This is a genomic window from Paenibacillus tarimensis (assembly GCF_021532315.1).
GTDB lineage: Bacteria > Bacillota > Bacilli > Paenibacillales > Paenibacillaceae > Paenibacillus_I > Paenibacillus_I tarimensis.
This window is the reverse complement of sequence record NZ_JAKGAO010000012.1, coordinates 310,021-332,138: the sequence shown is the minus strand read 5'-3', so window position 1 is coordinate 332,138 and position 22,118 is coordinate 310,021. Positions and strand designations below refer to the sequence as shown.

Below are 22,118 nucleotides of genomic sequence, written 5' to 3'. Positions count from 1 at the left end.
GCCATTGCCTGTTGCTGCCGGAGAACGTACAATAAAGAGGTCAGGACTAACTAGTGAACGGAGGATGGTTCATGAGTGAATCAAATCGTCTGCCTCGCAGTACCCCGGAAGAACAGGGAATATCATCCGCTGCTGTTGAAGCTTTTCTCAATGCTGTGGAAGCCAGCGGTCAGGAGCTCCACAGCTTTATGCTTGTGCGTGGAGGGAAGGTCACTGCTGAAGGGTGGTGGCATCCGTATAAACCGGATGAACCGCATCAGATGTTCTCAGTGAGCAAGAGTTTTACAGCGACAGCGATCGGGTTAGCCGTTAATGAAGGACTTCTGTCAGTAGACGATAAGGTTCTTTCATTTTTCCCCGAGAAAGCGCCTTCAATACCTTCGGAGAATCTGCAGGAGATGCGTGTGCATGATTTGCTTGCAATGGGAACGGGTCATGAAACCGATGTGACAGGTCCGATGATTCAATGTGAGGATGGCGACTGGATCAAAGCATTTCTTGAGCAGCCGGTCCAGCATAAGCCGGGCACGCATTTTGCATATGACAGCGGTGCCAGCCATATGCTTTCCGCAATTCTGCAGAAGGTGGCCGGTGTAACGCTGTTTGACTATTTGCAGACAAGGCTGTTTCAGCCGCTCGGGATCTCGACAGCAGTATGGGATACGTGGCCGGATGGGACCACAGTCGGCGGATATGGTTTGAGGACAACAACAGAATCGATAGCCAAGCTGGGACAGTTATACCTGCAGGACGGTGTCTGGAATGGCCGGCAGCTGGTTCCTTCGGAGTGGATCAGACAGTCCTCCATGAAGCAGATTGATAACGGCAGCGACCCGGATAATGACTGGCATCAGGGCTATGGCTACCAGTTCTGGCTGTGCCGTCATGACGTGTACCGGGCTGCCGGCATGTTTGGTCAATATATCTTCGTAATGCCAAAGCAGAATGCCGTCGTAGCGATTACAAGCGGGCTGCAGGAGGAGAAGCCGATATTGGATGCCGTGTGGGAGCATCTGCTGCCTGCCATGAAGGAACAGCCCTTGCCGCCTGCGCAAGCTGCGTACAGCAGTCTTGCAGCCAGGCTTCGCAGTCTGAGACTTGATCATGCTCCAGCTGAGGCCAATGGTGGGGAGCTTGTTAATCAGCCGGATGATGTGCTGCAAATCCCAGCGGGACGGACCTATCATTTTGACGATGACCAGAGCTTTATCAAGACGTTTGAGCTTCAAGTCGATGGCAGTTTTATAACACTGATTAAGGATGAAGATGAGCACTTCTCTTTTGGACTGGATGATTGGAAGGAAGGCCGTGCCGAGGCAGGGGTGATGAAGGGGGAGCGAATGCTCGGCCGGGCCTTTGTCTATCGGAAAGCTGGAAGCCTTGTTCTGGAGCTGAACTTCCGGTTCATTGAAACACCTCTAAATATGCGGATGGTATGCAGGTTTGAGGGAAGGGAGCTGCAAGCAGCCATAACCCAGAATATAGGACTGCAGTCTGGTGTCCCCGAGAAGGCTGCGGGAAGGTATGCAGAATAATGCAGCCTGCCCCCCGTTCAGCTGAAGAACCGGACATACGCTTGAACGAACGCGTCAGCCTGCGGCGCATGCTGGCCTTCTTCGTGCCGCTTGGATTATCGGCAAGCCTAGTAGCCTTGTCGCATGTAATTGTCAACGGAACATTATCCCGCTCCTTGAACCCTGAAGCAACGATCGCGGGCTACACCATTGCGATGAGCTTGTTCATCATTACCGAGCGTCCAGTCGTCTTCCTGAGACAAACCTGTTCGGCGCTTGCAGGCGACCGGGTCGCTTTTCGGGCGGTCGGGTGGGTGACGCTCTACCTGCTGCTGTTCACTCTGGTGTTCGGCTCGGTTATGTCTTATTCGCCTCTCGGGGCCGCACTGTTCCGAGGCGTGTATACCATTGGAGACGAGCTTGTGGCAGAAGTGCTTAAAGGATACCGGGTTCTCTTCCTCGTGACGGTATTTTCAGCGATACGCTGTTTATACCACGGAATAATTATCCGGAATATGCAGACCAAGTGGCTGACAATCGGCATGGTTGTACGGCTTGCGGCTATGTATCTGCTTTCCCTCTATTTTATAAGCTCCGGGCATGAGATAGACGGTCGGACCGGGGCGCTTATCTTCCTGGCTGGGATGATGGTGGAGGCGCTGGTCAGCTGGCTGGAAGGCAGGCGGATCTACAGAGTTATGCCTGAGAAGCACGCTTCATCGGGTGTAAGCAGGGTGCGGGATGTCTTTCCGTTTTACCGTCCGCTGATTATGACCTCTTTCCTGTCAGTTCTTATCGGGCCGTCGATTAATGCCATGCTGGGCAAAACGTCACAGATTGAGCTCGCCATCGCTTCCTATGCGATTGCCCTCAGTGTCACGACGCTGATTACGAGCTTCTATACGTATGTGCACCAGATTGTCTTAAATTTCTATCAGGAAGATCCCCGGGGAGTCTGGCGGTTCGCCCTGCTGTTTCACACGGTTCCGGCTCTGCTTGTAGCCCTGCTGGCTTTCACGCCAGCTGGTCCTGTTATAGTGGGCTTTGTGATCGGGGGCGAGGGACAGCTGCTGGATGAAAGCCTCCGCGTATTGCGCGTCTTCGTGCTGTTTGCACTGGTATTCCCCTGGGTAGACTTCGGTAACGGGCTTGTCATGCTGCGCAAACAGACCCGGCTGATGGCATTCTCCCAGCTTGGGAATGTCATCGTTACCGTCGCGGCCCTGCTGGTGGCTGCAGCAGCCGTTCCCGGCTGGAACGGCATGGTCGGTGCTCTGGCGCAGTCATGCGGCCTGGCTGCAGAGGGGCTTGTACTGCTAGTGCTGCTTCGGCGGCTGAAGGAGTAGATAATGCATATGCAAGAGGCCGCATCCGGTTCGTGATGCGGCCTTTTTAGCCTAGATATAGAATTTATCTCCCTTCGTACCCTATATGGAGGGAGGATGCGGGATTGGAGCAAGCTGTGAACGCTTGTATGCTGCAGGGGTCATGCCGCTTACCTTCTTGAACATACGGTGAAAATGCGGCAGGCTCTCAAACCCGCAGCGTTCTGCAATCTGACCGACATTATCATCAGTTGCGACCAGCAGCTCCTTCGCAAGAATAACCCGTTTGGCCGTCACATATTCGGTTACATTCATGCCGGTCAGCTGCTTGAAGACTCTTGAAAAATGGGCTGGGGTGACAGCGGCCCGTTTTGCCAGCTCGGTCAAGCCCAGCTGTCCGGCCGGATTCTCATCAATATACTGCAGCATGCTTCTCATCCACAGCGGCCGGGTGGCATGCTCGGCCGAATGCTCGCTGCCCGCAGGAGTTAACTGCCTGTTCAAGAAGAGCAGTATTTGCTGGAGCAGCAGAAGAACCGCCTGACGGTAGCCGGTTAGCTGTTTGACGTGCTCGGTGTGAATTGCATCGATCCACTGCTCGAGCTGCCGCTGGTCATCCGCCTGCAGCCGCAAGCGGTAGCTCTGCTGCTTGCGTGCATGCTCGAAGCAGCGCAGATAGGTAAAGGCCTCGCCCAGGGCCGGCTGTTGCACAAGCGCCCCGCTGAAGAAAATGGCGGTTGAGACAATCCGGTCATCCGGGTCCGGGAGGGAGCGGTGGATGGAATTGGACGGGAGCATGAACAAGTCGCCCTGCCGCATGTCATACAGGGTCCGGTCGACAAAGAACGAACCGCTGCCCGCGTAGATGTACACCAGCTCATACCACTCATGCAGATGGTCCGGCAGCTCGGTGAGCGGGTGCTTCGTATCACGATAGTTATATTCAAATGGAAAAGGAGTTTGCAGGTCAAACTGCTTCCGCACCGGCTTCATCCGCCCAAACCTCCTTCAAGGATCGCAGTATTACAGCTAGAATATCAAAAAAGAGTATAAATGTGTGGGAATTCGTTATTTTATCCTGATTTTATTCCTTTTATAATGAAGGAAGCTGGTAAAGTAAAGCGCTATCATAGCTGTAAAGGAGCTGAAATGCCGCTGTGCGTATTGATGCCCATCAGCATTACTGGTCGATTGAACGAGGCGATTACGGGTGGATAACGCCGGATATTCCGGTGCTGTACCGGGATTATCTTCCGGAGCATCTGAAGCCGGAGCTTGCACGACACCGTATAGACCGGACGATACTCGTTCAGGCTGCGCCGACCGAAGCAGAGACGGAATATATGCTGGGATTGGCTGAGCGTTACGATTCCATCGGCGGAGTGGTCGGCTGGCTGGATCCGGCGGAGCCAGCCTGTCTCTCTCAATGCAGCCGGCTCAGGCAGCATCCTAAGCTGGTCGGGTTCAGAGTCATGATTCAGGAGATGAAGGATGCAGCGGAATGGCTTACTCCCTTGTTTATTGAGCATATGAGCTATCTCGCAAAACAGAAAATCCCGGTTGACCTGCTTGTCACCGCATCTCAGCTGAATGATACGCTGCGGCTTCTCGAACAGGCACCTGGCCTTCAGGGGGTGCTGGATCATCTGGGAAAGCCGCGGATAGCGGCAGGGGAGCTGGAGCCTTGGCGCAGCCAGTTGGCTGAAGTGGCTGCCCACCCGGGGATGTACTGCAAGCTGTCAGGCATGGTCACTGAAGCCGATCACCAGGCATGGCAGCCGGATGATTTTGTGCCGTATGTGCGTCATGCGGCCGAAGTATTCGGACCTTACCGCGTTATGTTCGGCAGCGACTGGCCGGTATGCCGCATGGCGGCCGAGTACGGGGATGTGGTTAACGTGCTGCTGTCCGCGCTGCCAGGTAGCTGGGGCGAGCCTGAGTACGACCGATTATTCGGACTAAACGCAAAGGAGTTCTATCAATTATGAGTGAACAGGTTCTGACGAAAGAGCTGTTGAATGCCGGGCAGCAGGAGCTTCTTCCTGCAGTCAAGGACAGTCCGGTAACGATGCTGCAGATTGGGGAAGGCAACTTCCTGCGCGGGTTTGTGGACTGGATGATTCATGAAGCCCGCAAGCAGGGACGCTATGAAGGCAGTATTGCCGTGACGCAGCCCCGGCCATCGGGGAGCGCCAAGCTCGCTGAGCTGGCGGGGCAGGACGGCTTGTATACCCTTGTAACCCGGGGGCTGGAGAATGGCAGGCAGGTAGAGCGCAAGGATGTTATCTCGGTATTCTCGCAAGTTATTGACCCTTACAAGGATTGGGAAAGGTTTCTGGCGCTGGCGGAGAGCGCCGAGCTGCAGGTTGTCGTCTCCAATACGACGGAAGCGGGCCTTGTCTACCGGCAAGAGGAGCTGAAGGAAGGCCAGCCTATCCTCTCGTTTCCCGGGAAAATGGCTTATTTCCTGTATCGGCGTTACGAGGCTTTTGGCGGAGCGCCTGACAAGGGGCTGGTGTTCCTGCCTTGTGAGCTGCTTGAACGCAACGGGGATGAGCTCAAGGCCTGCATCCTTCGTTATTGTACGGATTGGCAGCTGCCGCAGGCGTTCATACAGTGGGTAACCAGCTGCAGCCGCTTCTTGAACTCTCTGGTCGACCGGATTGTTACCGGTTATCCGGATGAACAGGCTGAGCAGTGGTTTGAGGAGTGGGGCTACCGGGATGCGATGCTCAATACGGCGGAGCCGTATCACTTCTGGGCAATCGAAGCGGAGCAGGAGCTGGAAGGTCTGCTTCCGTTAAAAACCGCTGGCTTTAATGTGGTATGGACCGATGATCTGAAGCCGTACCAGCAGCGGAAAGTGAGAATTCTCAACGGTGCCCACACGCTGATGACGCCAACTGCCATCCTGCACGGCTTCAGGTATGTGAGAGAAGTGATGGAGGATCTAGAATTTGGGCGCTATGTACGTGAAGCAGTAAATGAGGACATCATACCGTCTATGCCGATGGACCGTGCCGAACTGCTCGACTACGCAGAAACTGTGTTCGAGCGGTTCAGTAATCCGTTCATCAAACACCGGCTATCTGATATTGCCATGAACAGCGTGAGTAAATTTAAAGTGCGCCTGCTGCCGAGCATCGCTTATTACGCAGAACAGGGCCAGCCAGTGCCTAACAGGCTGGCCCGCGCACTGGCAGGTCTGCTCCGTTACGTGAAGGTTAGGCAGGATGGCGGCGGCTATGTGGGACGTACATTAACGGGTGAAATTTATGAGGTACGAGACGACGTACAGGTGCTTGAACAGTTTGCCGCAGTCTGGAAGAAGACGGAAGAAGCAGGCCTGCCGGCAGCTGAGACGGCGCGCGAGCTGCTGAGTTTGCCAGTATGGGGAGCGGATCTGTCGAGCTGGCCAGGACTTGCGGAAGCTGTCAGCCGCTGCCTGGAAGAATGGAGCTGATAAGATGAGCAGGTGGATACGTCTTCATGAGCAGGATCATGTCGTGATTGCGCTGGAGGAAATTCCGGCGGGAGCAAGATTGAAAGGGATTACTCCTGGTGGGGAGAACGGAGGGGAGTGGTTGACTGCAGCTGATACCATCCCCAAGGGACATAAGATACTGACCCGCAGGGTGAGGGCGGGAGAGCACATTCATAAATTCGGCTATTCCATTGGCGTGGCTAAGCAGGATATTGAGCCGGGAACCTGGGTGCATACGCACAACCTTGCAAGCGGGCTGAAGGGGATATTGGATTATTCGTATGAGCCGGATCAGGATCAGACCGGGCGGCCCGCTGCGGAAACAGCAGCGGGCGTATCGGCGGAAGCCGCAGCCGGCCCAGCTGACAAGCCTGCAGGCCTTGCTGCTGACGATGCCTTGCCAGTCAAGAATGTGCCGGCTTCTCAAACCTTTAAGGGCTATGTGCGCAGCAACGGTGAGGTCGGTATCCGAAATGAAATCTGGATCATTAATACAGTAGGCTGCATTAATAAGACCTGCGAAATTCTGGCGCGACGCGGCAGTACCATATTCGAAGGCCGGGTAGACGGCATTTACCATTTTGCGCATCCGTTCGGCTGCTCTCAGCTTGGGGATGATTTGACATATACGCAGAAGCTGCTGGCCTCGCTCGTCAACCACCCGAACGCCGCTGGCGTACTTGTGGTCGGGCTTGGCTGTGAGAACAATCAGATTGACGCGTTTAAGTCTGTCATCGGTAATGCTGATCCGAAGCGTGTAAAATTTATGAAGTCACAGGATGAAGAGGATGAGCTCGAGGCTGGACTCGAACTGCTGGAGGAACTGGTCGTTTATGCAGAACGCTTTCAACGCGAGCCTGTACCGGTATCCAAGCTGAAGCTGGGCCTCAAGTGCGGGGGGTCGGACGGCTTGTCCGGGATTACGGCCAACCCGCTCGTAGGCGCTGTTTCCGACAAGCTGATAGCAGCCGGCGGAACTGCAATCCTGACAGAGGTTCCCGAAATGTTCGGAGCCGAGACTATTCTGATGAACCGGGCCGCAGATGAGCAGGTGTTCAGCCGGATCGTTAGTCTGGTAAACGATTTTAAGCAGTATTTTATCCGCCATGGCCAGGAGGTCTATGAGAACCCGTCTCCCGGGAACAAAGCAGGCGGAATCAGCACACTGGAGGAAAAGTCGCTCGGCTGCACACAGAAGGGCGGGCATGCGACCGTTACAGATGTACTGCCGTATGGCGGACGCGCTTCCCTGCCAGGGCTTACGCTGCTGGAAGCGCCGGGTAATGACCTTGTCTCCGTCACAGCGCTGTCCGCAGCAGGAGCTCATATCGTGCTCTTCACAACGGGGCGCGGCACACCGTTCGGCGGGCCGGTTCCTACTGTGAAGATTTCAACGAACAGCGAGCTGGCGGCGCGTAAGCGCAACTGGATAGATTTTAACGCGGGCAGGCTGCTGGAGGGTGTATCGATGGAATCGTTGACTGACTCGCTGTGGGCATACCTGATCTCACTCGCTTCCGGCGAGGTTCAGACGCACAATGAAGCCAATGGCTTCAAAGAAATAGCGATCTTCAAGGATGGCGTCATTCTATAGCGTAGTTTGACATCGGGAGGGAAAACGGATGAAATACAGGCCGCTTGGCAGCACGGGCGAGGATGTGTCGGTACTCAGCTTTGGCGCTTCATCACTTGGTTCCGTATTCCGGGAAACCGATGACCTGGAGAGCATACGTACCGTGCATGCAGCTCTCGATGGCGGAATCAACCTGGTCGATGTATCTCCCTATTATGGGCTTACCAAGGCGGAGACGGTGCTTGGTGAGGCGCTGCGCCAGGTGCCTCGCGATCGGTATTTACTTGCAACCAAGGCGGGAAGATATGGCGAGCGGGAGTTTGATTACAGCCGGGATCGTATCCTTCGCAGTGTAGAGGAGAGCTGCATGCGGCTCCATACGGATTATGTGGATATTCTCTTCTTGCATGATATTGAGTTTGTTCCCTATGAAGAAGTGGCTGCAGAAGCGTTCGACGTATTGAGAGAGCTGAAGCAGCAGGGAAAAATAAGGTTCAGCGGCGTATCCGGCCTGCCATTAACCGTACTGGCAAGGGCGCTGGAGGATGAGGCAGCGCCTGTCGATGTCATTCTCTCCTATCGCCATTATGCGCTGAACGACACAACTTTGCTCGGTCTGCTGCCTTTACTCGAGGCCAAGCGGGCCGGATTAGTCAACGCTTCACCGCTGTCGATGGGGCTGCTGTGCATGCGCCCTGCGCCGCAATGGCACCCGGCATCAGAGGATATCCGGCGCGCCTGCCGGGAGGCAGCCTGTTACTGCGAATCGCATGGCAGCGATATTGCGAAGCTTGCCATACAGTTCGCTACAGCAGATATACGAATTCCTACGACGCTTGTGAGCACTGCCAGCAGCGATAATATTATCCGCAACATCAGCTGGACGGATGAGCCGCTCGATGAGGAGCTGCTGCACGAGGTACTCGATATATTGGCGCCAGTGCAGGGTATGAGCTGGCCAAGCGGGCGGGAGGAATATAACCAACAGATAAGAGCCTGAACCCAGCATTATTAGGGCCAGGGACGAAGGAGCTGGGATACATGCAAGCCATCGTATGTGAAAAGGCGGGCCGGCTTATAACGGCCGAACGTCCGGTACCCGTCCCGGCCGCCGGAGAGGCGCTGATCCGGATTCGGAGGATCGGGGTGTGCGGCACAGATTTGCATGCCTACCAGGGCAATCAGCCTTATTTCACCTATCCGCGTGTGCTGGGCCATGAGCTTGCAGGGGTAGTTGAAGCAGTCGCGCCCGAGATGGATCGAGAGTGTGGGGTTATAGGGCTGGACGGGAAGCAGTCCGCTCTTCATAGAGGCGATCAGGTCTGCCTGATACCTTATCTGCACTGCGGCTCCTGCATTGCCTGCCGGTCCGGAAAGACGAACTGCTGCAGCAAGATGCGGGTAATGGGGGTACATGTGGACGGAGGCATGCAGGAATGGGTTACTGTTCCGCTGGCTAATCTGATCCGTACGAACGGACTGACACTGGAGCAGACTGCCGTTATGGAGCCGCTCAGCATCGGGATGCATGCTGTCAGGCGGGCTGATCTGAAGCGCGGGGAGGACGTGCTGGTTATTGGCAGCGGTCCCATCGGTCTGGGTGTCATGACTGCGGCCAAAAGAAGAGGCGCACGGGTTATTGCCATGGATTTGAGCGCGGACAGGCTGGCGCAAAGCAGGGTGTGGGCAGGAACGGATGAGACAGTCCTGGCCGGTGAAAACGCAGAGCGGCGCATTGCGGAGCTTACGGGCGGAGATTTTCCGACGGCAGTCTTTGATGCCACGGGCAGCAGGCATTCCATGACTGCGGCCTTCCGTTATGTAGCCCACGGGGGAAGATTGATATATGTCGGACTTGTGAAGGATGAGCTAACCTTTAGCGATCCGGAGTTTCACAAACGGGAGATGACTCTGATGGGAAGCCGCAATGCAACCATAGAGGATTTTCTGCTGGCTGCGGATTCGCTGCGCTCTGGTCATGCTAACGCGGGAGAATATATTACGCACCGTTGTCCGTTTGATCAGGCTGCAGAGCGGTTCCACGAATGGACCGGTCCGACAGCCAAGGTGCAAAAGGCGATGATTGAGCTTTGAGGGGATCGCGTGAGTCTAAGGAAAAGCTTCGACAACGGCTGAAGGTCAGGTATACTGATAGAAAACAAGCCAGGCATGAACAGGTAATTTGAGAGGAGTTTTCTTATCATGAACCAACCGAATGCAAACCATAAAGCCGTATTCTTCGATTTGGATGATACACTGTACGACCAGCTGATCCCGTTCCATAACGCCGCCGAGCGTTATGTTCCCGGAGAGCTGCTGGCCAAGGTGCCGGCATCTGATCTGTTCCGTACCATGCGCAAGCACAGCGATGCGCTCTGGGAGCCCTATTTGCGGGGGGAGCTGCCGCTTGATGTTATGCGAGTTCAGCGAATTCAAAAAGCTTTTGCCGAGTTCGACATCCATCTCGAAGAAGAGGCCTGCTCCAAGATCCAGGACGAATACCTGGCTGAGCAGGGGCGGATCAAGCTCCTTCCAGGCATCGCGGACTGCCTGACCGAGTTGAAGCAGAGCGGCTGGACGATCGGCGTGATTACGAACGGTCCGGCAGAACATCAGCGCCGCAAGGCGGCTGCCCTGCAGATTGATTGGTTTATTCCAGAAGAGCATATTTTCATCTCCGGTGCCGTAGGCATAGCCAAGCCTGACGCACGTATCTTTGAGCATGCAAACCGGGTTACGGGTACACAACCCGAGAACAGCATCTATATCGGCGATTCATGGGCTAATGATGTCGTAGGTGCACGGGCGGCCGGCTGGCAGTGCATCTGGTATAACAAGCGGGGAGCGGAGCCGGGTGAAGGACAGATGCCGGAAGTAACAGTAACTACATTTGAAGGGCTTGCTTCCCGTTTATATGGTCTTGCTGCAGAGAGGGAAGAGGCTCTGCCCGAAGGAAGGATGAAGCAGAAATGATAGACAGGGAAGAAATATTATTGTGGCCGGATGGGGCGCCGCTGGCAAATGGAACCGGACCGGAGCACGAGCCGGCTCTGACTCTCTACCCTGCACAGGGAAAGCCAAGCGGAGCAGCAGTTATTGTATGTCCCGGCGGCGGATATGTGTACCGCGCAGAGCATGAGGGCGGGCCGGTCGCGGAACGTCTGTCCAGGCTGGGAATCGCTGCATTCGTGCTTCGCTACCGGGTGGCGCCTTACCGTTATCCGTGTGCCAAGCTGGATGTACAGCGCGCAATACGGACAATCAGACACCGCGCATCTGAGCTCCGTATTGACCCGGCGCGGGTAGGCGTGCTGGGATTCTCGGCTGGCGGACATCTGGCGGCCACGGCGGGCGTCCATTATGACGCGGGCCAAGCTGACTCGGAGGATGAGGTGGAACGGCTCTCCAGCCGTCCTGACCTGACGATGCTGTGTTATCCGGTCATCACCATGCAGGATAATTATACGCATCAAGGTTCCCGTGAAAGCCTGCTTGGGACCGATCCAGACCTCGAGCTGAGGGACCTGCTCTCTAATGAGCGGCATGTCACTGCCGATACACCGCCAGCTTTCCTGTGGCATACTTCGGACGATGGCGCTGTTCCGGTTGATAACAGCCTTTCGTTTGCCTCCGCTCTCCGGCGCCACGGCGTGCTGTTTGACCTGCATGTGTACGCAAGCGGCCGTCATGGCATGGGCCTGGCGGAAGATAGCCCGCATGTCGGCGGCTGGAGCTTGGCACTGGAATCCTGGCTCAGGACGAACGGGTTTTGTGAATGATACCGCTTCCCGGTCTGCTTGTTTCCTGTATAATGAGGACATATGGACTGCTTCTACCGCTAACTGAAATTTCTGGAGCGGGATAAAGTATGGTTGGGAGGCATCAGAGATGGAGAGAACGGACGGCTGCAAAGGCTGCTCCAGAGATGTGCAGGTCAGCGAAGCACAGATTGAGGCAATGGTTAACAAGCTCGATTCAAGAGGCTTCGACTGCGTTTCCGATGACGTGTATGAGCAAAGGCTTGCTTCCTGCAGCAGCTGCGAGTCGCTGTCATTTGGCCATACCTGCAAGTTTTGCGGCTGTATTGTTCGGGTGAGAGCGAAGCTTGCGGACAAGACCTGCCCTAATCCGGCGGGCAGCAGATGGCAATAATACTTACATGGATAAGAGACGCCCGGTGCTTACAGTACTGGGCGTCTCTTCTTGTCTGAGGCAGCGGATCCAAGCTGCAAGGTGACCAGCTTACGTACCTAGTACCGGAAGATCAGCTCAATTCAACGGGATACGCTCGATAAAGGTTGATGCCGCGCTGGTGAGGGGCATGTTCTTGAGTGTGATAATGCCTACCCTCGACTGCGGAATCGGCACATCCAGCTTGATTTCGAACAGACTTTCTTCTTCCAGCTCCTTCGTCACAAATTGCTTGGTTACATAAGAGATGCCGAGTCCGGTCTTGGCAAATTCAATCAGCAGGTCGACACTGCCCAGTTCAAATTCCGGAGCCAGCACCAGTCCGTGGTCACGGAACAAGCCGGTGATGGCATAGCGGGAGTGACTGTTGCGGGAGAAGAGAATGATCGGATAGTCAAGCAGCTTCTCGAGGGAAAGAATTTGCCCGGCCAGCTCCCTGTACTTTGAACCGGCGACGAAGCAGTCCTGAATCAGGATGCCTTCCCGGACCTCTAACTGGATATCGTTGACCGGCATGCGTACAACTCCCAGATCAATTTTGCCTTCCTTCAGATAGGTGACGATTTCGGGTGTCGTGCCGTGAACCAGATGGATTTTTACATTCGGATGCTGGGCATGAAAGACTTCAAGATAGGGCAGCAGATAATGCTTGCACAGTGAATCGCTTCCCCCTATACGGAGCTCTCCGCCCTCCAAATTCTTAAGCTCGGACATCTTATCCTCAGCGAGGGAGAGGAAAGTAAAGGCCTGCTCCACGTAGGAGTGAAGGACTTGCCCCTCCTTGGTAAGCACCACGCCTTTGGAGGTACGGGAGAAGAGCTCCAGGCCGAAGCCCTCCTCCAGCTGCTTGATCGCATGGCTGACACTGGGCTGAGTAATATATAAGGCCTTTGCGGCTTTGGACAAGCTCCCAAGCTGGGCGGTCAAATAAAATACCTTGTATAACTCAAAGTTGATCATATAGACACCTTCTATAGCTGGTATTTGAATTATTAATTACGTATATAGCTGGTGCAATCATTATAATAGAGGCAGGAGTGGTGCATCAACAGTTGTTAAAGGAGGAAACAAGTTGATTTCGACAAGCTCGATTGAAACGTTAAGCATCAATGCGATCAGAACTCTGACGATCGATGCCGTGGAGAAAGCTCAAATGGGTCATCCCGGCATGCCAATGGGGGCGGCGCCTATGGGCTATACGCTGTGGACCCGTCAGATGAAGCACAATCCAGCCAATCCGGAATGGTTCAACCGCGACCGGTTCGTATTGTCCGCAGGACATGGCTCCATGCTGCTGTACAGTCTGCTGCACCTGAGCGGTTACGACCTGACTTTGGAGGATTTGAAAGCGTTTCGCCAATGGGGAAGCAGAACGCCGGGCCATCCGGAATTCGGCCATACGGCTGGTGTGGAAGCAACGACAGGCCCGCTCGGGCAGGGCTTTGCCATGGCAGTCGGCATGGCGATGGCTGAAGCGCATCTTGGTGCCGTATATAACCGTGAAGGCTACCAGCTGGTTGACCATTACACATATACGATCTGCGGCGATGGCGATCTTATGGAAGGCGTGGCGGGCGAAGCCGCTTCCTTGGCCGGCCATTTGAAGCTGGGCAAGCTGGTCGTTCTGTATGACTCCAATGATATTTCGCTGGACGGCGAGTTGAACATGTCCTTCTCGGAAGATATCAAGGGCAGGTTCGAATCGTATGGCTGGCATTACTTGCGGGTGGATGAGCAGAATGACGTAGCTGCAATATCGGCTGCAATCGAGCAGGCAAAAGCGGAAACCGGCCGCCCGACTTTAATCGAAATTAAGACAACAATCGGATATGGCAGCCCGAACAAGGCAGGCAAGGGCGGACATGGCGGCACGCACGGCAGCCCCCTCGGACAGGAAGAGCTCAAGCTGACCAAGGAAGCGCTCGGCTGGCCGCTGGAACCAGACTTCCATGTACCGGACGAAGTATACCAGGACTTCGCTAAAGTGAAGGAAACCGGTGCAGCGGAGCAGGCGAAATGGGAAGAACTGCTGAACCGTTACCGTCAAGCGTTCCCTGCAGAAGCTGCCCAGTTCGAGCAGCTTATCAAGGGTGAGCTGCCAGAGGGATGGGATGCCGATCTTCCGGTATACGAAGCAGACGGCAGCCATATCTCGACCCGCGTAGCTTCAGGCAAGGCAATTCAGGCTCTCGCTGACCGTGTTCCTCAGCTTGTAGGCGGATCAGCTGACCTTGCAAGCTCGAACATGACCGCAATGAACAAGTATGGCAATTTCAGTTCGGACAGCTATGAAGGCCGCAATCTCTGGTTCGGTGTTCGGGAATTTGCAATGGGAGCCGCACTTAACGGCATGGCGCTGCACGGAGGCTTGAAGGTTTACGGCGGTACGTTCCTTGTTTTCAGTGACTACCTGCGCGGCGCAATCCGGCTGTCTGCATTAATGAAGCAGCCTGTCGTCTATGTATTTACACACGACAGCATCGCCGTTGGCGAAGATGGTCCTACTCACCAGCCGATTGAACAGATTCCGTCTCTGCGAATGATTCCTGATCTGACGCTGTTCCGTCCGGCAGATGCGAATGAAACATCCGCTGCATGGCATTACGCCCTGCAGGCGAAGGAAGGCCCGTTCGTTATGGCGCTTACCCGTCAGAACCTGCCTGTGATGGAAGGCACGAAGACGCTGGCTCGCGAAGGCGTAGCGAAGGGCGGCTATGTGTTGGCTGATGCTGAGAACGGGCAGCCACAGGTACAAATCGTGGCTACTGGCTCTGAGGTCAGCCTGGCGATGGACGTTCGCGCAAAGCTTGCGGAGGAAGGCATCGGCGTTCGTGTCATCAGCATGCCAAGCCGTGAGCTATTTGAGGCACAGTCCGAGGAATACCGTAATTCCGTTGTTCTTCCTGAAATAGAGAAGAACGTTGTTATCGAGATGGCATATCCAGCCGGCTGGGACGACGTCATCAGCGGCAGCAAGCTTCAGATCGGCATTCGCAAATTCGGCGCCTCGGCGAAAGCGGCTCGCGTTATTTCCGAGTACGGCTTTACGGTCGATGGCGTTATCCAGCAGATCAAATCGCGTTTCTTTAATTAGTTTTCTGTAAAGGACTTTAGCAGCCTTTGCATCTTGATGAAAGTTGTCCTAGAATAATAGGTGACCATAATAATTGGAAAAGAGGGATAAACCATGAAATTGTTTATTGATACGGCTAATGTTGAGGAAATCCGCAAGGCACACGAGCTGGGCGTTATCTCCGGTGTAACGACGAATCCTTCCCTGATCGCGAAGGAAGGCAGGGACTTCTTCACCGTCGTAAAAGAAATTATTTCGGTTGTAGGCGACATTCCAGTCAGCGCTGAAGTTATCTCCCTTAAAGCCGACGAAATGGTTGAGCAGGGCAAGAAGCTGGCAGAAATCGGCCCTGGCATTGTCATCAAGCTCCCTATGACACTTGAGGGCTTGAAGGCGACTTCGAAATTCAGAGAGCTTGGCATCAAGACAAACGTAACCCTGATCTTCAGCTCGCCGCAGGCGCTCCTGGCTGCCCGTGCAGGTGCAACGTATGTTTCGCCTTTCATCGGCCGTCTGGACGATATCAATCAGGTTGGTATCAACTTGATCAAAGAAATCCGTCAAATCTTCGTAGCGGGCAACATCGAGAGCGAAATTATCTCAGCGAGCGTCCGCAACACGACACATATTATTGAAGCGGCTGCTGTAGGTGCAGATATCGCGACAGTACCTTATAAAGTTATTGAATCGATGGCTAATCATCCGCTGACCGATGCGGGCATTGAACGCTTCCTGAAAGACTGGGAAGACGCAAAGCAAGGCCAGTTCTAATAACAAACAGATTTACTTAGATAAAGTATAACGAGTATGACCAAAGCAGCCCCATGAAGGATCCAATCCGATTGGGGCTGCTTTTTTATGCTTTCTAGTAAACGCTTGCAACAAACTCAGTTATTTGGTAAACTAAATTCGAGTTTTAGTAAAATTGTTAACTAAACAAAAGGTTTGAAATAGAATGGCGGTGACTGGTGTTGGCTACAATCAAAGATATTGCACTAAAGGCCGGCGTGTCGGCGGCGACCGTGTCACGTGTGTTAAATAACGACCCCGCACTGTCGGTAAGCGAGGAGACAAGGGGCAGGATTTTTGCCATCGCGGAAGAGATGGGCTATAAGCCGTCCAGACTGCGCAGGCAGAAGCGGGTCAAGGAGCTGGCAAGGCAGGAGATTGGCCTGTTAATGTGGTCGTCACCAGAGCAGGAAAGGGAGGACCCCTATTTCTCAGCCATTAGACGCGGTATAGAGCTGCATGGGGAGGAGCTCGGCATCGCCGTCAGCAAGATTATCAGAGGCAGCGCACCGCTTGATCCCATGCTGTTCCAGCAGCTTGACGGGCTGATTGTCATCGGGTCAATCGATCACGAAGATGTGCTCAAGCAGCTTGGGCGTGAAGACCGCGTTGTATTCGTCAACCATTCCATCCAGCGTCCCGGCTGTGATTCGGTTAATCTGCACTTCGAGGAGGCGGTAGGATCGGTCATTGACCATCTGGTATCCCTTGGACACCGGAGAATCGGCTATATTGGCGGGTATGACTGGATTCACTATCTGGGTGACGAGGCAGGAGGCCGGCAGGTAGCGGAAGCCAGACGCATATATACGGAGCGCATGCTGACAGAGAAAGGGCTGCTGAACCCGGAGCTTGTGCTGGAGGGGGATTGGACCACCACTAGCGGCTACAGACTCATGAAGCAGCTGCTCGCTTCAGGCGAGCGGCCGACAGCCTGCTTCATTGCAAGTGATCCCATGGCAATTGGAGCCCTGAGGGCTCTGCAAGAGGAAGGCATCCAGGTGCCGGCAGAGATGGCCGTCGTCGGGTTTGACGATATTGAGGTGGCCGCTTATGTTAACCCTCCGCTCACTACTGTTAAGGTATACACCGATCAGATGGGCCGCTCGGCTGTACAGCTTCTGCTTGAGCGCCTGGAGGGAAGGGAGGCGGCCATCCATGCAACGGTCGGTACCAGGCTCATCATTCGGGAAAGCTGTGGAGGGGCCCGAGCAGAAGCTTAAATCTCGAAGGCTGTATATTGAAGGCGATGATTATTTAGCCTCGGCGGGCTGTTTCCTGTAATAGTGTTCAGCCCCCGCAAATCCACATCATTGGAGGAATAACTATGGGTATTCATGTTGATTCACAGCGGCAATTGTTCCATCTGCAGGCCCGCAATAACAGTTATGTGTTTCAGATAGTCGGCAGAGGCTACCCGGCGCATCTGTACTGGGGCAGACGGGTGCGGGGTACGAGGCTGGAACATCTGCTGGAGCTGACTCCGCGTGCCTCTTTTAGCCCTAGTACAGCTGATGACAACCCGGCCCTGTCCCTTGATACACTTCCACAGGAGTATCCGGGCTACGGGAGTTCGGATTTTCGAAATCCTGCTTACCAGATCGAACTGCCTGACGGTACAACCGTTGCGGAGCTGATCTATGACTCCCATGTCATTCAAAAAGGGAAGCCTGGTCTTGAGGGCCTGCCGTCTACTTATGTGGAAAACGAGGAAGAGGCTGAGACGCTTGAACTGACGCTTAAGGACGCATACAGCGGTCTCCGCGTTGTGTTGACCTATACCGTGTTCGAGAACCTGGATGCTATTACCCGCTCCGCCAGGCTGGTGAATGACGGCAGCGGGGTACTGCAGCTTAAGCGGGCGCTCAGTATGAGTCTGGATTTTGCTCATGACCAGTATGAAATGGTGCAGCTGTCCGGTGCCTGGGCGCGGGAACGTTATCTGCACAAGCGCAAGCTGGTGCCGGGCATGCAGTCCGTCGAGAGCCGCAGAGGAGCAAGCAGCCACGTACAAAACCCGTTTCTCGCCCTGATGGCCAATGGTGCGGATGAGGACCATGGCGATGTGTACGGCATCAGCCTGGTGTACAGCGGAAGCTTCCTTGCGGGGGTGGAGGTGGATCAGTTTCACAGCGCCCGGCTGTTTATGGGGCTTAACCCTTTTGATTTCGGCTGGCGGCTTGAACCTGGAGCTTCGCTGCAGACACCGGAGGTTGTCATGGTGCACTCGCATGAAGGTCTTGGGGGGATGTCGCGAACCTATCATGATCTCTATCGTTCCAGGCTTTGCAGGGGAGTGTTCCGGGATCAGACCAGACCGATACTGGTAAACAACTGGGAAGCCACGTATTTCAATTTCAATGCGGATAAAATCGAATCCATCGCGAAGGCGGGCAAGGAGCTCGGCATTGAGCTGTTCGTGCTTGATGACGGCTGGTTCGGCAAGCGAGATGACGACACGTCATCGCTTGGCGACTGGTTCGTGGACCGGGGAAAGCTGCCGAACGGCCTGGAGGATCTTGTGGAACGCGTGCGGAGCATGGAGATGCAGTTCGGGCTCTGGTTTGAGCCGGAGATGGTTTCACCGCAGAGCGAGCTGTACCGAAAGCATCCGGACTGGTGTCTTCATGTAGAAGGCCGCCGCCGGACAAAGGCGCGCGAGCAGCTGATTCTGGATCTGTCCCGGAAGGATGTACAAGATTATATTGTTCAGGCGGTATCGGATATTTTGGCAAGCGCGCCTATAACGTATGTCAAATGGGATATGAACCGCAATATGACGGAGATCGGCTCGGCTCTTCTTCCGCCGGAGCGTCAGCGCGAGACGGCTCACCGCTATATGCTTGGCCTGTACAGTGTACTGGAGCGCATTACAAGCGCCTTCCCGCATATTTTGTTTGAGAGCTGCTCGGGAGGCGGCGGGCGCTTCGATCCAGGTATGCTGTATTACATGCCTCAAACCTGGACCAGTGACAATACGGACGCCATTTCCCGTCTCAAAATCCAGTACGGCACAAGCCTTGTGTATCCGGTAAGCGCGATGGGCGCACATGTGTCGGCAGTACCTAATCATCAGGTCGGACGTATAACGCCTCTGGAAACACGCGGTCATGTCGCATTATCCGGCAACTTCGGCTATGAGCTGGATCTTACCAAATTCTCCGGGGAGGATAATGAGATTGTGAAGAAGCAGGTGGAGCTGTACAAGGAAATCCGGCACCTTGTGCAATTCGGTGATTTTTACCGCCTGCTGAGCCCGTTTGAGGGGAATGATACGGCTTGGATGTTTATCTCGAAGGATAAACGGGAAGCCTTCGCGGTATATGTGTCCGTTCTTAAGGAGCCCTACGCGCCGCTGTCCCGCTTCCGCTTAAAAGGGATGGACCCGGACATGAATTACCGTCTTGATCTGGATGGGAAGCAGTATGGCGGTGACGAGCTCATGTATGCAGGTCTTCCGGTGCCGCAATTCCACGGTGATTATGAGAGCCGTGTTTACCGGTTTACAGCCGTGGAATGAACTAGGCAAGTATAGCCTGCAACTTTTTATGGGCACATTCGTTAATAGTTACGGAGGTGTTCATACAGATGAACCGAAGCAACAACAAATGGATAACTATGGGGATAGCCATGCTGCTCGCAGTTTCTTTATCGGCCTGCAGCGGAAACAACAAGGAGGACGCTCCCGCAGCAAACAACGGCAGCAGCCAGAACATAACTGAACCGGCAGAGCAGCCGGATGGGCAAACCGGAGAAGATACTGTCCTTCAAGGTAGTGGCATATATAAGGGACAACAGGACAGCCATTCGATTGAAATCGAGACTGAGGAGGGTCCCAACACCTACGAAATCTCTGAGGGCATGGAAGAGGTGGTCGCGGGGCTGGCTGAAGGCGATAAGGTGAAGTTTGAATACACGGAGCTTATGCTTCAAGGCAGTGAGTCAGTTAAGCAGCGGCAGCTGACCAAGCTGTGGAAGGAGACCCCGGAGACAAGCGGCGGAGGCGAGACAGATCCGGCTGAGAGCGGCCAAACCGCTCAGCTGCCATCCGAGCAAGCCTTCGAGCTGGAGATGGAAGGGATGAAGGAGAGCCGGACAGCGAAGCTGGCTGAGGCCGACGGATACTCGCTGTATATATTCGAAGGCTTCACCTTCAGGCCTGAGGAGAGCCGGCTGGTTATGGATATTGATAACGAGTACTATGTGGATATTACGAAGCTGCCCTCCGGTTATAACTTGGAAGAATTGCGCCAGGAAGCCATAACCGACCTGAAGGAAATCGGTGACGTCCGGGAGTTGACCGGAGAGGAGATCTATCCATCTATGCGGGATGCTTCCCTGTTCCTGGTGAGTACAGGCGATGATCTGACGAGGGAGATGATCGTGAAAGAAGTGGATGGCCAGGGTTATGTCTTCCACGTCAATATGCCGCATGGTGAAGCATCAGCAGGATTCGGCACGCTTGCCTTTACATCGATGGGTTCGCTGGTCAATTCATAGATTAGGCCGCATTCTAGCAGTCCACAATGCGATCCAAGACAGACCGTTCAGCAGTGTGAATTCACAAGGCTGCACGGTCTTCTGTCTATTAACTGCCTGCTGGTCATATTCGGTACACACGGGTAATGGGTGTTATGGATGCAAGCTGACTTTAGATCGCTTGAACTTAAGGAGGGTGACAATGGATAAACAGAGCTTGGCAAAGGAGATCTGCAGTCTGTCCAAATTAACCGGGCAATACCGCCTGAAGACAGGCGGCCTAGCCGATACCTATATTGACCACTACATGTTTCAGTCCAATCCCAAGCTGCTCAAGCGGGCGGCGGCTTACCTCGAGCCGCTGATTCCGCCGGGAGTTGACGTGCTGGCTGGAATGGCAGTCCGTGGTGTGCCAATAGCGACCGCACTCTCTCTGCAATCCCAGATACCGGCAGCATTTGTCCGCAAACACGCGGAGCCCTATGGCACCTGCAAGCAGGCAGAGGGCATAGGTATTGAAGGCAAGCGGGTGAGTCTGATTACGGATCTTGTAGATGAGACAGATGAACTGATTGAGCGGGCTTTCGAGCTTCGTAAGGGTGGCGCAGCCGTAGAGGATGTAATAGCTGTTATCGTGTGGAATCCTGCGGCGGAGGAAGAGCTGAAGCGGGAGGGGCTGCAGCTGCATGCTTTATATGAGAAGGATGAACTGCTGAATGTCCCGGAACAAATTGAGGACTAGTAATCGTACGGCTGTTTAACCAAGGAGAGGAAAGGAATTGAAGGTGGACAGAGAATGGATATGAAGCAGCTGCTAGGGGATTTTCTAGTGCTATCTGGGCCGATGGACCAAGGATGGATTAAGGCCCGGTTTATTCCGGTTGAAGGAATGGAAGCGGTAGATGAGTCACTGGTAAGCAATATAAGCATCATTCCTGTCGTGGGGGATCAGTATGCTGTCATGCAGCTGGCTGACGGCAGGTGGGAGCTTGCAGGAGGTACGCTGGAACCGGGTGAGCACTATATGGATGCCCTCCGTCGGGAGGTGATGGAAGAGCTGGGGTCTGAGCTGGTGTCCTTCCGGCTGATGGCCCAGATTATAAATCATTCCAGTGCCCCGGAGCCCTACAGGCCGCATATTCCACACCCGGTGTGCATTCGTCTGATTGGCTTCGGGGAGATCAGAATGGTTTGCGATCCGCTGAACCCGCCCGGCGCTGAACAGGTGGCCGCAGTAGAGACGGTATGTATAGACGAGGCTGTCCGGCGCTTTCGCTCGATCGGCAGGGATGATATCGCCGAGTATTATCTGTTCGCTCACCAGCTGCGGACAGCTGCCGGATAATCAGATTTGCAATACGACAGACACCAATTATCAGTTAAGTGTTCAAGTGGCAGGCGATGAGCTGATTGGCTCTTGGCAGTCGGATGCGATGCCGGTCTATACCAACAAGGTATATGAGCGGGAACACAGAATACAGGCTGAACCTTGGGGGGCGTATACCCGTCATAACGAAATTTGGCGGCATGTTTATAACATGGACGGGGAACTGGTTAAGGATGAATACATAACCGAGAATCATGCCTTAATGATGTATGAGCCGCTCCTGGCTGAAGCAGCCGGGAGCACAGCTGATATGCAGCAGGCTTAGGTCATGGACAACCCGCAGCAGTGTGGAGTAATCTAGTA

General features: G+C 54.4%; 20 protein-coding genes. 18 read left to right on the top strand and 2 right to left on the bottom strand.

Annotated features, from left to right (window positions below):
- The first annotated feature begins 71 nt into the window (after positions 1-71).
- Positions 72-1,535, top strand: coding sequence for a serine hydrolase domain-containing protein (locus L1N82_RS14715; protein ID WP_235288194.1), 1,464 nt, complete (start codon positions 72-74; stop codon positions 1,533-1,535).
- Entirely contained in the window at positions 1,535-2,860 is a 1,326-nt protein-coding gene (locus L1N82_RS14710; RefSeq protein WP_235288193.1) for a multi antimicrobial extrusion protein MatE, read from the top strand. Before L1N82_RS14715 ends, L1N82_RS14710 begins: the two co-directional genes overlap by 1 nt.
- Positions 2,861-2,941: 81 nt before the next feature.
- Here the strand turns inward: L1N82_RS14710 and L1N82_RS14705 are convergent, their stop codons facing one another.
- Positions 2,942-3,832 (bottom strand): AraC family transcriptional regulator, encoded by an 891-nt coding sequence (locus L1N82_RS14705; protein WP_235288192.1) that lies wholly within the window; start codon positions 3,830-3,832, stop codon positions 2,942-2,944.
- 164 nt (positions 3,833-3,996) lie between these two features.
- Here L1N82_RS14705 and L1N82_RS14700 point away from each other — a divergent pair, with 164 nt between their 5' ends.
- From L1N82_RS14700 to L1N82_RS14665, 8 genes are all read left to right on the top strand, one after another.
- Positions 3,997-4,827 (top strand): amidohydrolase family protein, encoded by an 831-nt coding sequence (locus L1N82_RS14700; protein WP_235288191.1) that lies wholly within the window; start codon positions 3,997-3,999, stop codon positions 4,825-4,827.
- Positions 4,824-6,302 carry a tagaturonate reductase gene (locus tag L1N82_RS14695; RefSeq protein ID WP_235288190.1) on the top strand — a complete coding sequence of 493 codons (1,479 nt, stop codon included), beginning with the start codon at positions 4,824-4,826 and terminating at the stop codon, positions 6,300-6,302. Before L1N82_RS14700 ends, L1N82_RS14695 begins: the two co-directional genes overlap by 4 nt.
- 4 nt (positions 6,303-6,306) lie before the next feature.
- Positions 6,307-7,917, top strand: a complete 1,611-nt coding sequence (locus L1N82_RS14690) for a UxaA family hydrolase (protein WP_235288189.1) — start codon at positions 6,307-6,309, stop codon at positions 7,915-7,917.
- 28 nt (positions 7,918-7,945) lie between these two features.
- Positions 7,946-8,896 (top strand): aldo/keto reductase, encoded by a 951-nt coding sequence (locus L1N82_RS14685; protein ID WP_235288188.1) that lies wholly within the window; start codon positions 7,946-7,948, stop codon positions 8,894-8,896.
- Positions 8,897-8,937: 41 nt separating this feature from the next.
- Entirely contained in the window at positions 8,938-9,990 is a 1,053-nt protein-coding gene (locus tag L1N82_RS14680) for a zinc-binding alcohol dehydrogenase family protein (protein ID WP_235288187.1), read from the top strand.
- Between the two features lie 108 nt (positions 9,991-10,098).
- The gene (locus L1N82_RS14675) at positions 10,099-10,869 is read left to right on the top strand and encodes an HAD family hydrolase (RefSeq protein WP_235288186.1); all 771 of its coding nucleotides are present in this window, start codon (positions 10,099-10,101) and stop codon (positions 10,867-10,869) included.
- A complete protein-coding gene (locus L1N82_RS14670; protein WP_235288185.1) occupies positions 10,866-11,675 on the top strand; it encodes an alpha/beta hydrolase in 810 nt (269 codons plus the stop codon). The genes L1N82_RS14675 and L1N82_RS14670 overlap by 4 nt, the downstream gene beginning before the upstream one ends.
- Positions 11,676-11,784: 109 nt before the next feature.
- Positions 11,785-12,048, top strand: a complete 264-nt coding sequence (locus tag L1N82_RS14665; protein WP_235288184.1) for a DUF6171 family protein — start codon at positions 11,785-11,787, stop codon at positions 12,046-12,048.
- A gap of 117 nt (positions 12,049-12,165) precedes the next feature.
- On the opposite strand, the gene L1N82_RS14660 is transcribed toward L1N82_RS14665, so the two are convergent.
- Entirely contained in the window at positions 12,166-13,047 is an 882-nt protein-coding gene (locus L1N82_RS14660; protein WP_235288183.1) for a LysR family transcriptional regulator, read from the bottom strand.
- Between the two features lie 112 nt (positions 13,048-13,159).
- On the opposite strand from L1N82_RS14660, the gene tkt reads away from it, so the two are divergent.
- The 8 genes from tkt (at position 13,160) to L1N82_RS14620 (ending at position 22,080) form a co-directional block, all read left to right on the top strand.
- Positions 13,160-15,181 carry a transketolase gene (tkt, locus tag L1N82_RS14655; protein ID WP_235288182.1) on the top strand — a complete coding sequence of 674 codons (2,022 nt, stop codon included), beginning with the start codon at positions 13,160-13,162 and terminating at the stop codon, positions 15,179-15,181.
- 93 nt (positions 15,182-15,274) lie between these two features.
- Positions 15,275-15,931, top strand: a complete 657-nt coding sequence (gene fsa / locus L1N82_RS14650; RefSeq protein WP_235288181.1) for a fructose-6-phosphate aldolase — start codon at positions 15,275-15,277, stop codon at positions 15,929-15,931.
- Between the two features lie 200 nt (positions 15,932-16,131).
- Positions 16,132-17,172: a LacI family DNA-binding transcriptional regulator gene (locus L1N82_RS14645; RefSeq protein ID WP_235288180.1), complete on the top strand. Its 1,041-nt coding sequence runs from the start codon at positions 16,132-16,134 to the stop codon at positions 17,170-17,172.
- A 104-nt stretch (positions 17,173-17,276) separates the two neighbouring features.
- The gene (locus L1N82_RS14640) at positions 17,277-19,469 is read left to right on the top strand and encodes an alpha-galactosidase (protein WP_235288179.1); all 2,193 of its coding nucleotides are present in this window, start codon (positions 17,277-17,279) and stop codon (positions 19,467-19,469) included.
- Positions 19,470-19,537: 68 nt separating this feature from the next.
- Positions 19,538-20,449 carry a hypothetical protein gene (locus tag L1N82_RS14635; protein ID WP_235288178.1) on the top strand — a complete coding sequence of 304 codons (912 nt, stop codon included), beginning with the start codon at positions 19,538-19,540 and terminating at the stop codon, positions 20,447-20,449.
- 181 nt (positions 20,450-20,630) lie between these two features.
- Positions 20,631-21,170: an orotate phosphoribosyltransferase gene (locus L1N82_RS14630; RefSeq protein ID WP_235288177.1), complete on the top strand. Its 540-nt coding sequence runs from the start codon at positions 20,631-20,633 to the stop codon at positions 21,168-21,170.
- Positions 21,171-21,230: 60 nt separating this feature from the next.
- A complete protein-coding gene (locus L1N82_RS14625; RefSeq protein ID WP_235288176.1) occupies positions 21,231-21,773 on the top strand; it encodes an NUDIX hydrolase in 543 nt (180 codons plus the stop codon).
- Positions 21,718-22,080 (top strand): hypothetical protein, encoded by a 363-nt coding sequence (locus tag L1N82_RS14620; protein WP_235288175.1) that lies wholly within the window; start codon positions 21,718-21,720, stop codon positions 22,078-22,080. Before L1N82_RS14625 ends, L1N82_RS14620 begins: the two co-directional genes overlap by 56 nt.
- Positions 22,081-22,118: the final 38 nt, after the last annotated feature.

What these genes read in the sequence shown, in the direction of transcription:
- L1N82_RS14620 (WP_235288175.1), top strand. Translation starts at nt 21,718, where the DNA reads ATGATATCGCCGAGTATTATCTGTTCGCTCACCAGCTGCGGACAGCTG.
- L1N82_RS14690 (WP_235288189.1), top strand. Translation starts at nt 6,307, where the DNA reads ATGAGCAGGTGGATACGTCTTCATGAGCAGGATCATGTCGTGATTGCG.
- L1N82_RS14715 (WP_235288194.1), top strand. Translation starts at nt 72, where the DNA reads ATGAGTGAATCAAATCGTCTGCCTCGCAGTACCCCGGAAGAACAGGGA.
- L1N82_RS14635 (WP_235288178.1), top strand. Translation starts at nt 19,538, where the DNA reads ATGAACCGAAGCAACAACAAATGGATAACTATGGGGATAGCCATGCTG.
- L1N82_RS14630 (WP_235288177.1), top strand. Translation starts at nt 20,631, where the DNA reads ATGGATAAACAGAGCTTGGCAAAGGAGATCTGCAGTCTGTCCAAATTA.
- fsa (WP_235288181.1), top strand. Translation starts at nt 15,275, where the DNA reads ATGAAATTGTTTATTGATACGGCTAATGTTGAGGAAATCCGCAAGGCA.
- L1N82_RS14660 (WP_235288183.1), bottom strand. Translation starts at nt 13,047, where the DNA reads ATGATCAACTTTGAGTTATACAAGGTATTTTATTTGACCGCCCAGCTT.
- L1N82_RS14710 (WP_235288193.1), top strand. Translation starts at nt 1,535, where the DNA reads ATGCAGCCTGCCCCCCGTTCAGCTGAAGAACCGGACATACGCTTGAAC.
- L1N82_RS14705 (WP_235288192.1), bottom strand. Translation starts at nt 3,832, where the DNA reads ATGAAGCCGGTGCGGAAGCAGTTTGACCTGCAAACTCCTTTTCCATTT.
- L1N82_RS14640 (WP_235288179.1), top strand. Translation starts at nt 17,277, where the DNA reads ATGGGTATTCATGTTGATTCACAGCGGCAATTGTTCCATCTGCAGGCC.
- L1N82_RS14685 (WP_235288188.1), top strand. Translation starts at nt 7,946, where the DNA reads ATGAAATACAGGCCGCTTGGCAGCACGGGCGAGGATGTGTCGGTACTC.
- L1N82_RS14625 (WP_235288176.1), top strand. Translation starts at nt 21,231, where the DNA reads ATGAAGCAGCTGCTAGGGGATTTTCTAGTGCTATCTGGGCCGATGGAC.
- L1N82_RS14695 (WP_235288190.1), top strand. Translation starts at nt 4,824, where the DNA reads ATGAGTGAACAGGTTCTGACGAAAGAGCTGTTGAATGCCGGGCAGCAG.
- L1N82_RS14665 (WP_235288184.1), top strand. Translation starts at nt 11,785, where the DNA reads ATGGAGAGAACGGACGGCTGCAAAGGCTGCTCCAGAGATGTGCAGGTC.
- L1N82_RS14680 (WP_235288187.1), top strand. Translation starts at nt 8,938, where the DNA reads ATGCAAGCCATCGTATGTGAAAAGGCGGGCCGGCTTATAACGGCCGAA.
- L1N82_RS14670 (WP_235288185.1), top strand. Translation starts at nt 10,866, where the DNA reads ATGATAGACAGGGAAGAAATATTATTGTGGCCGGATGGGGCGCCGCTG.
- L1N82_RS14675 (WP_235288186.1), top strand. Translation starts at nt 10,099, where the DNA reads ATGAACCAACCGAATGCAAACCATAAAGCCGTATTCTTCGATTTGGAT.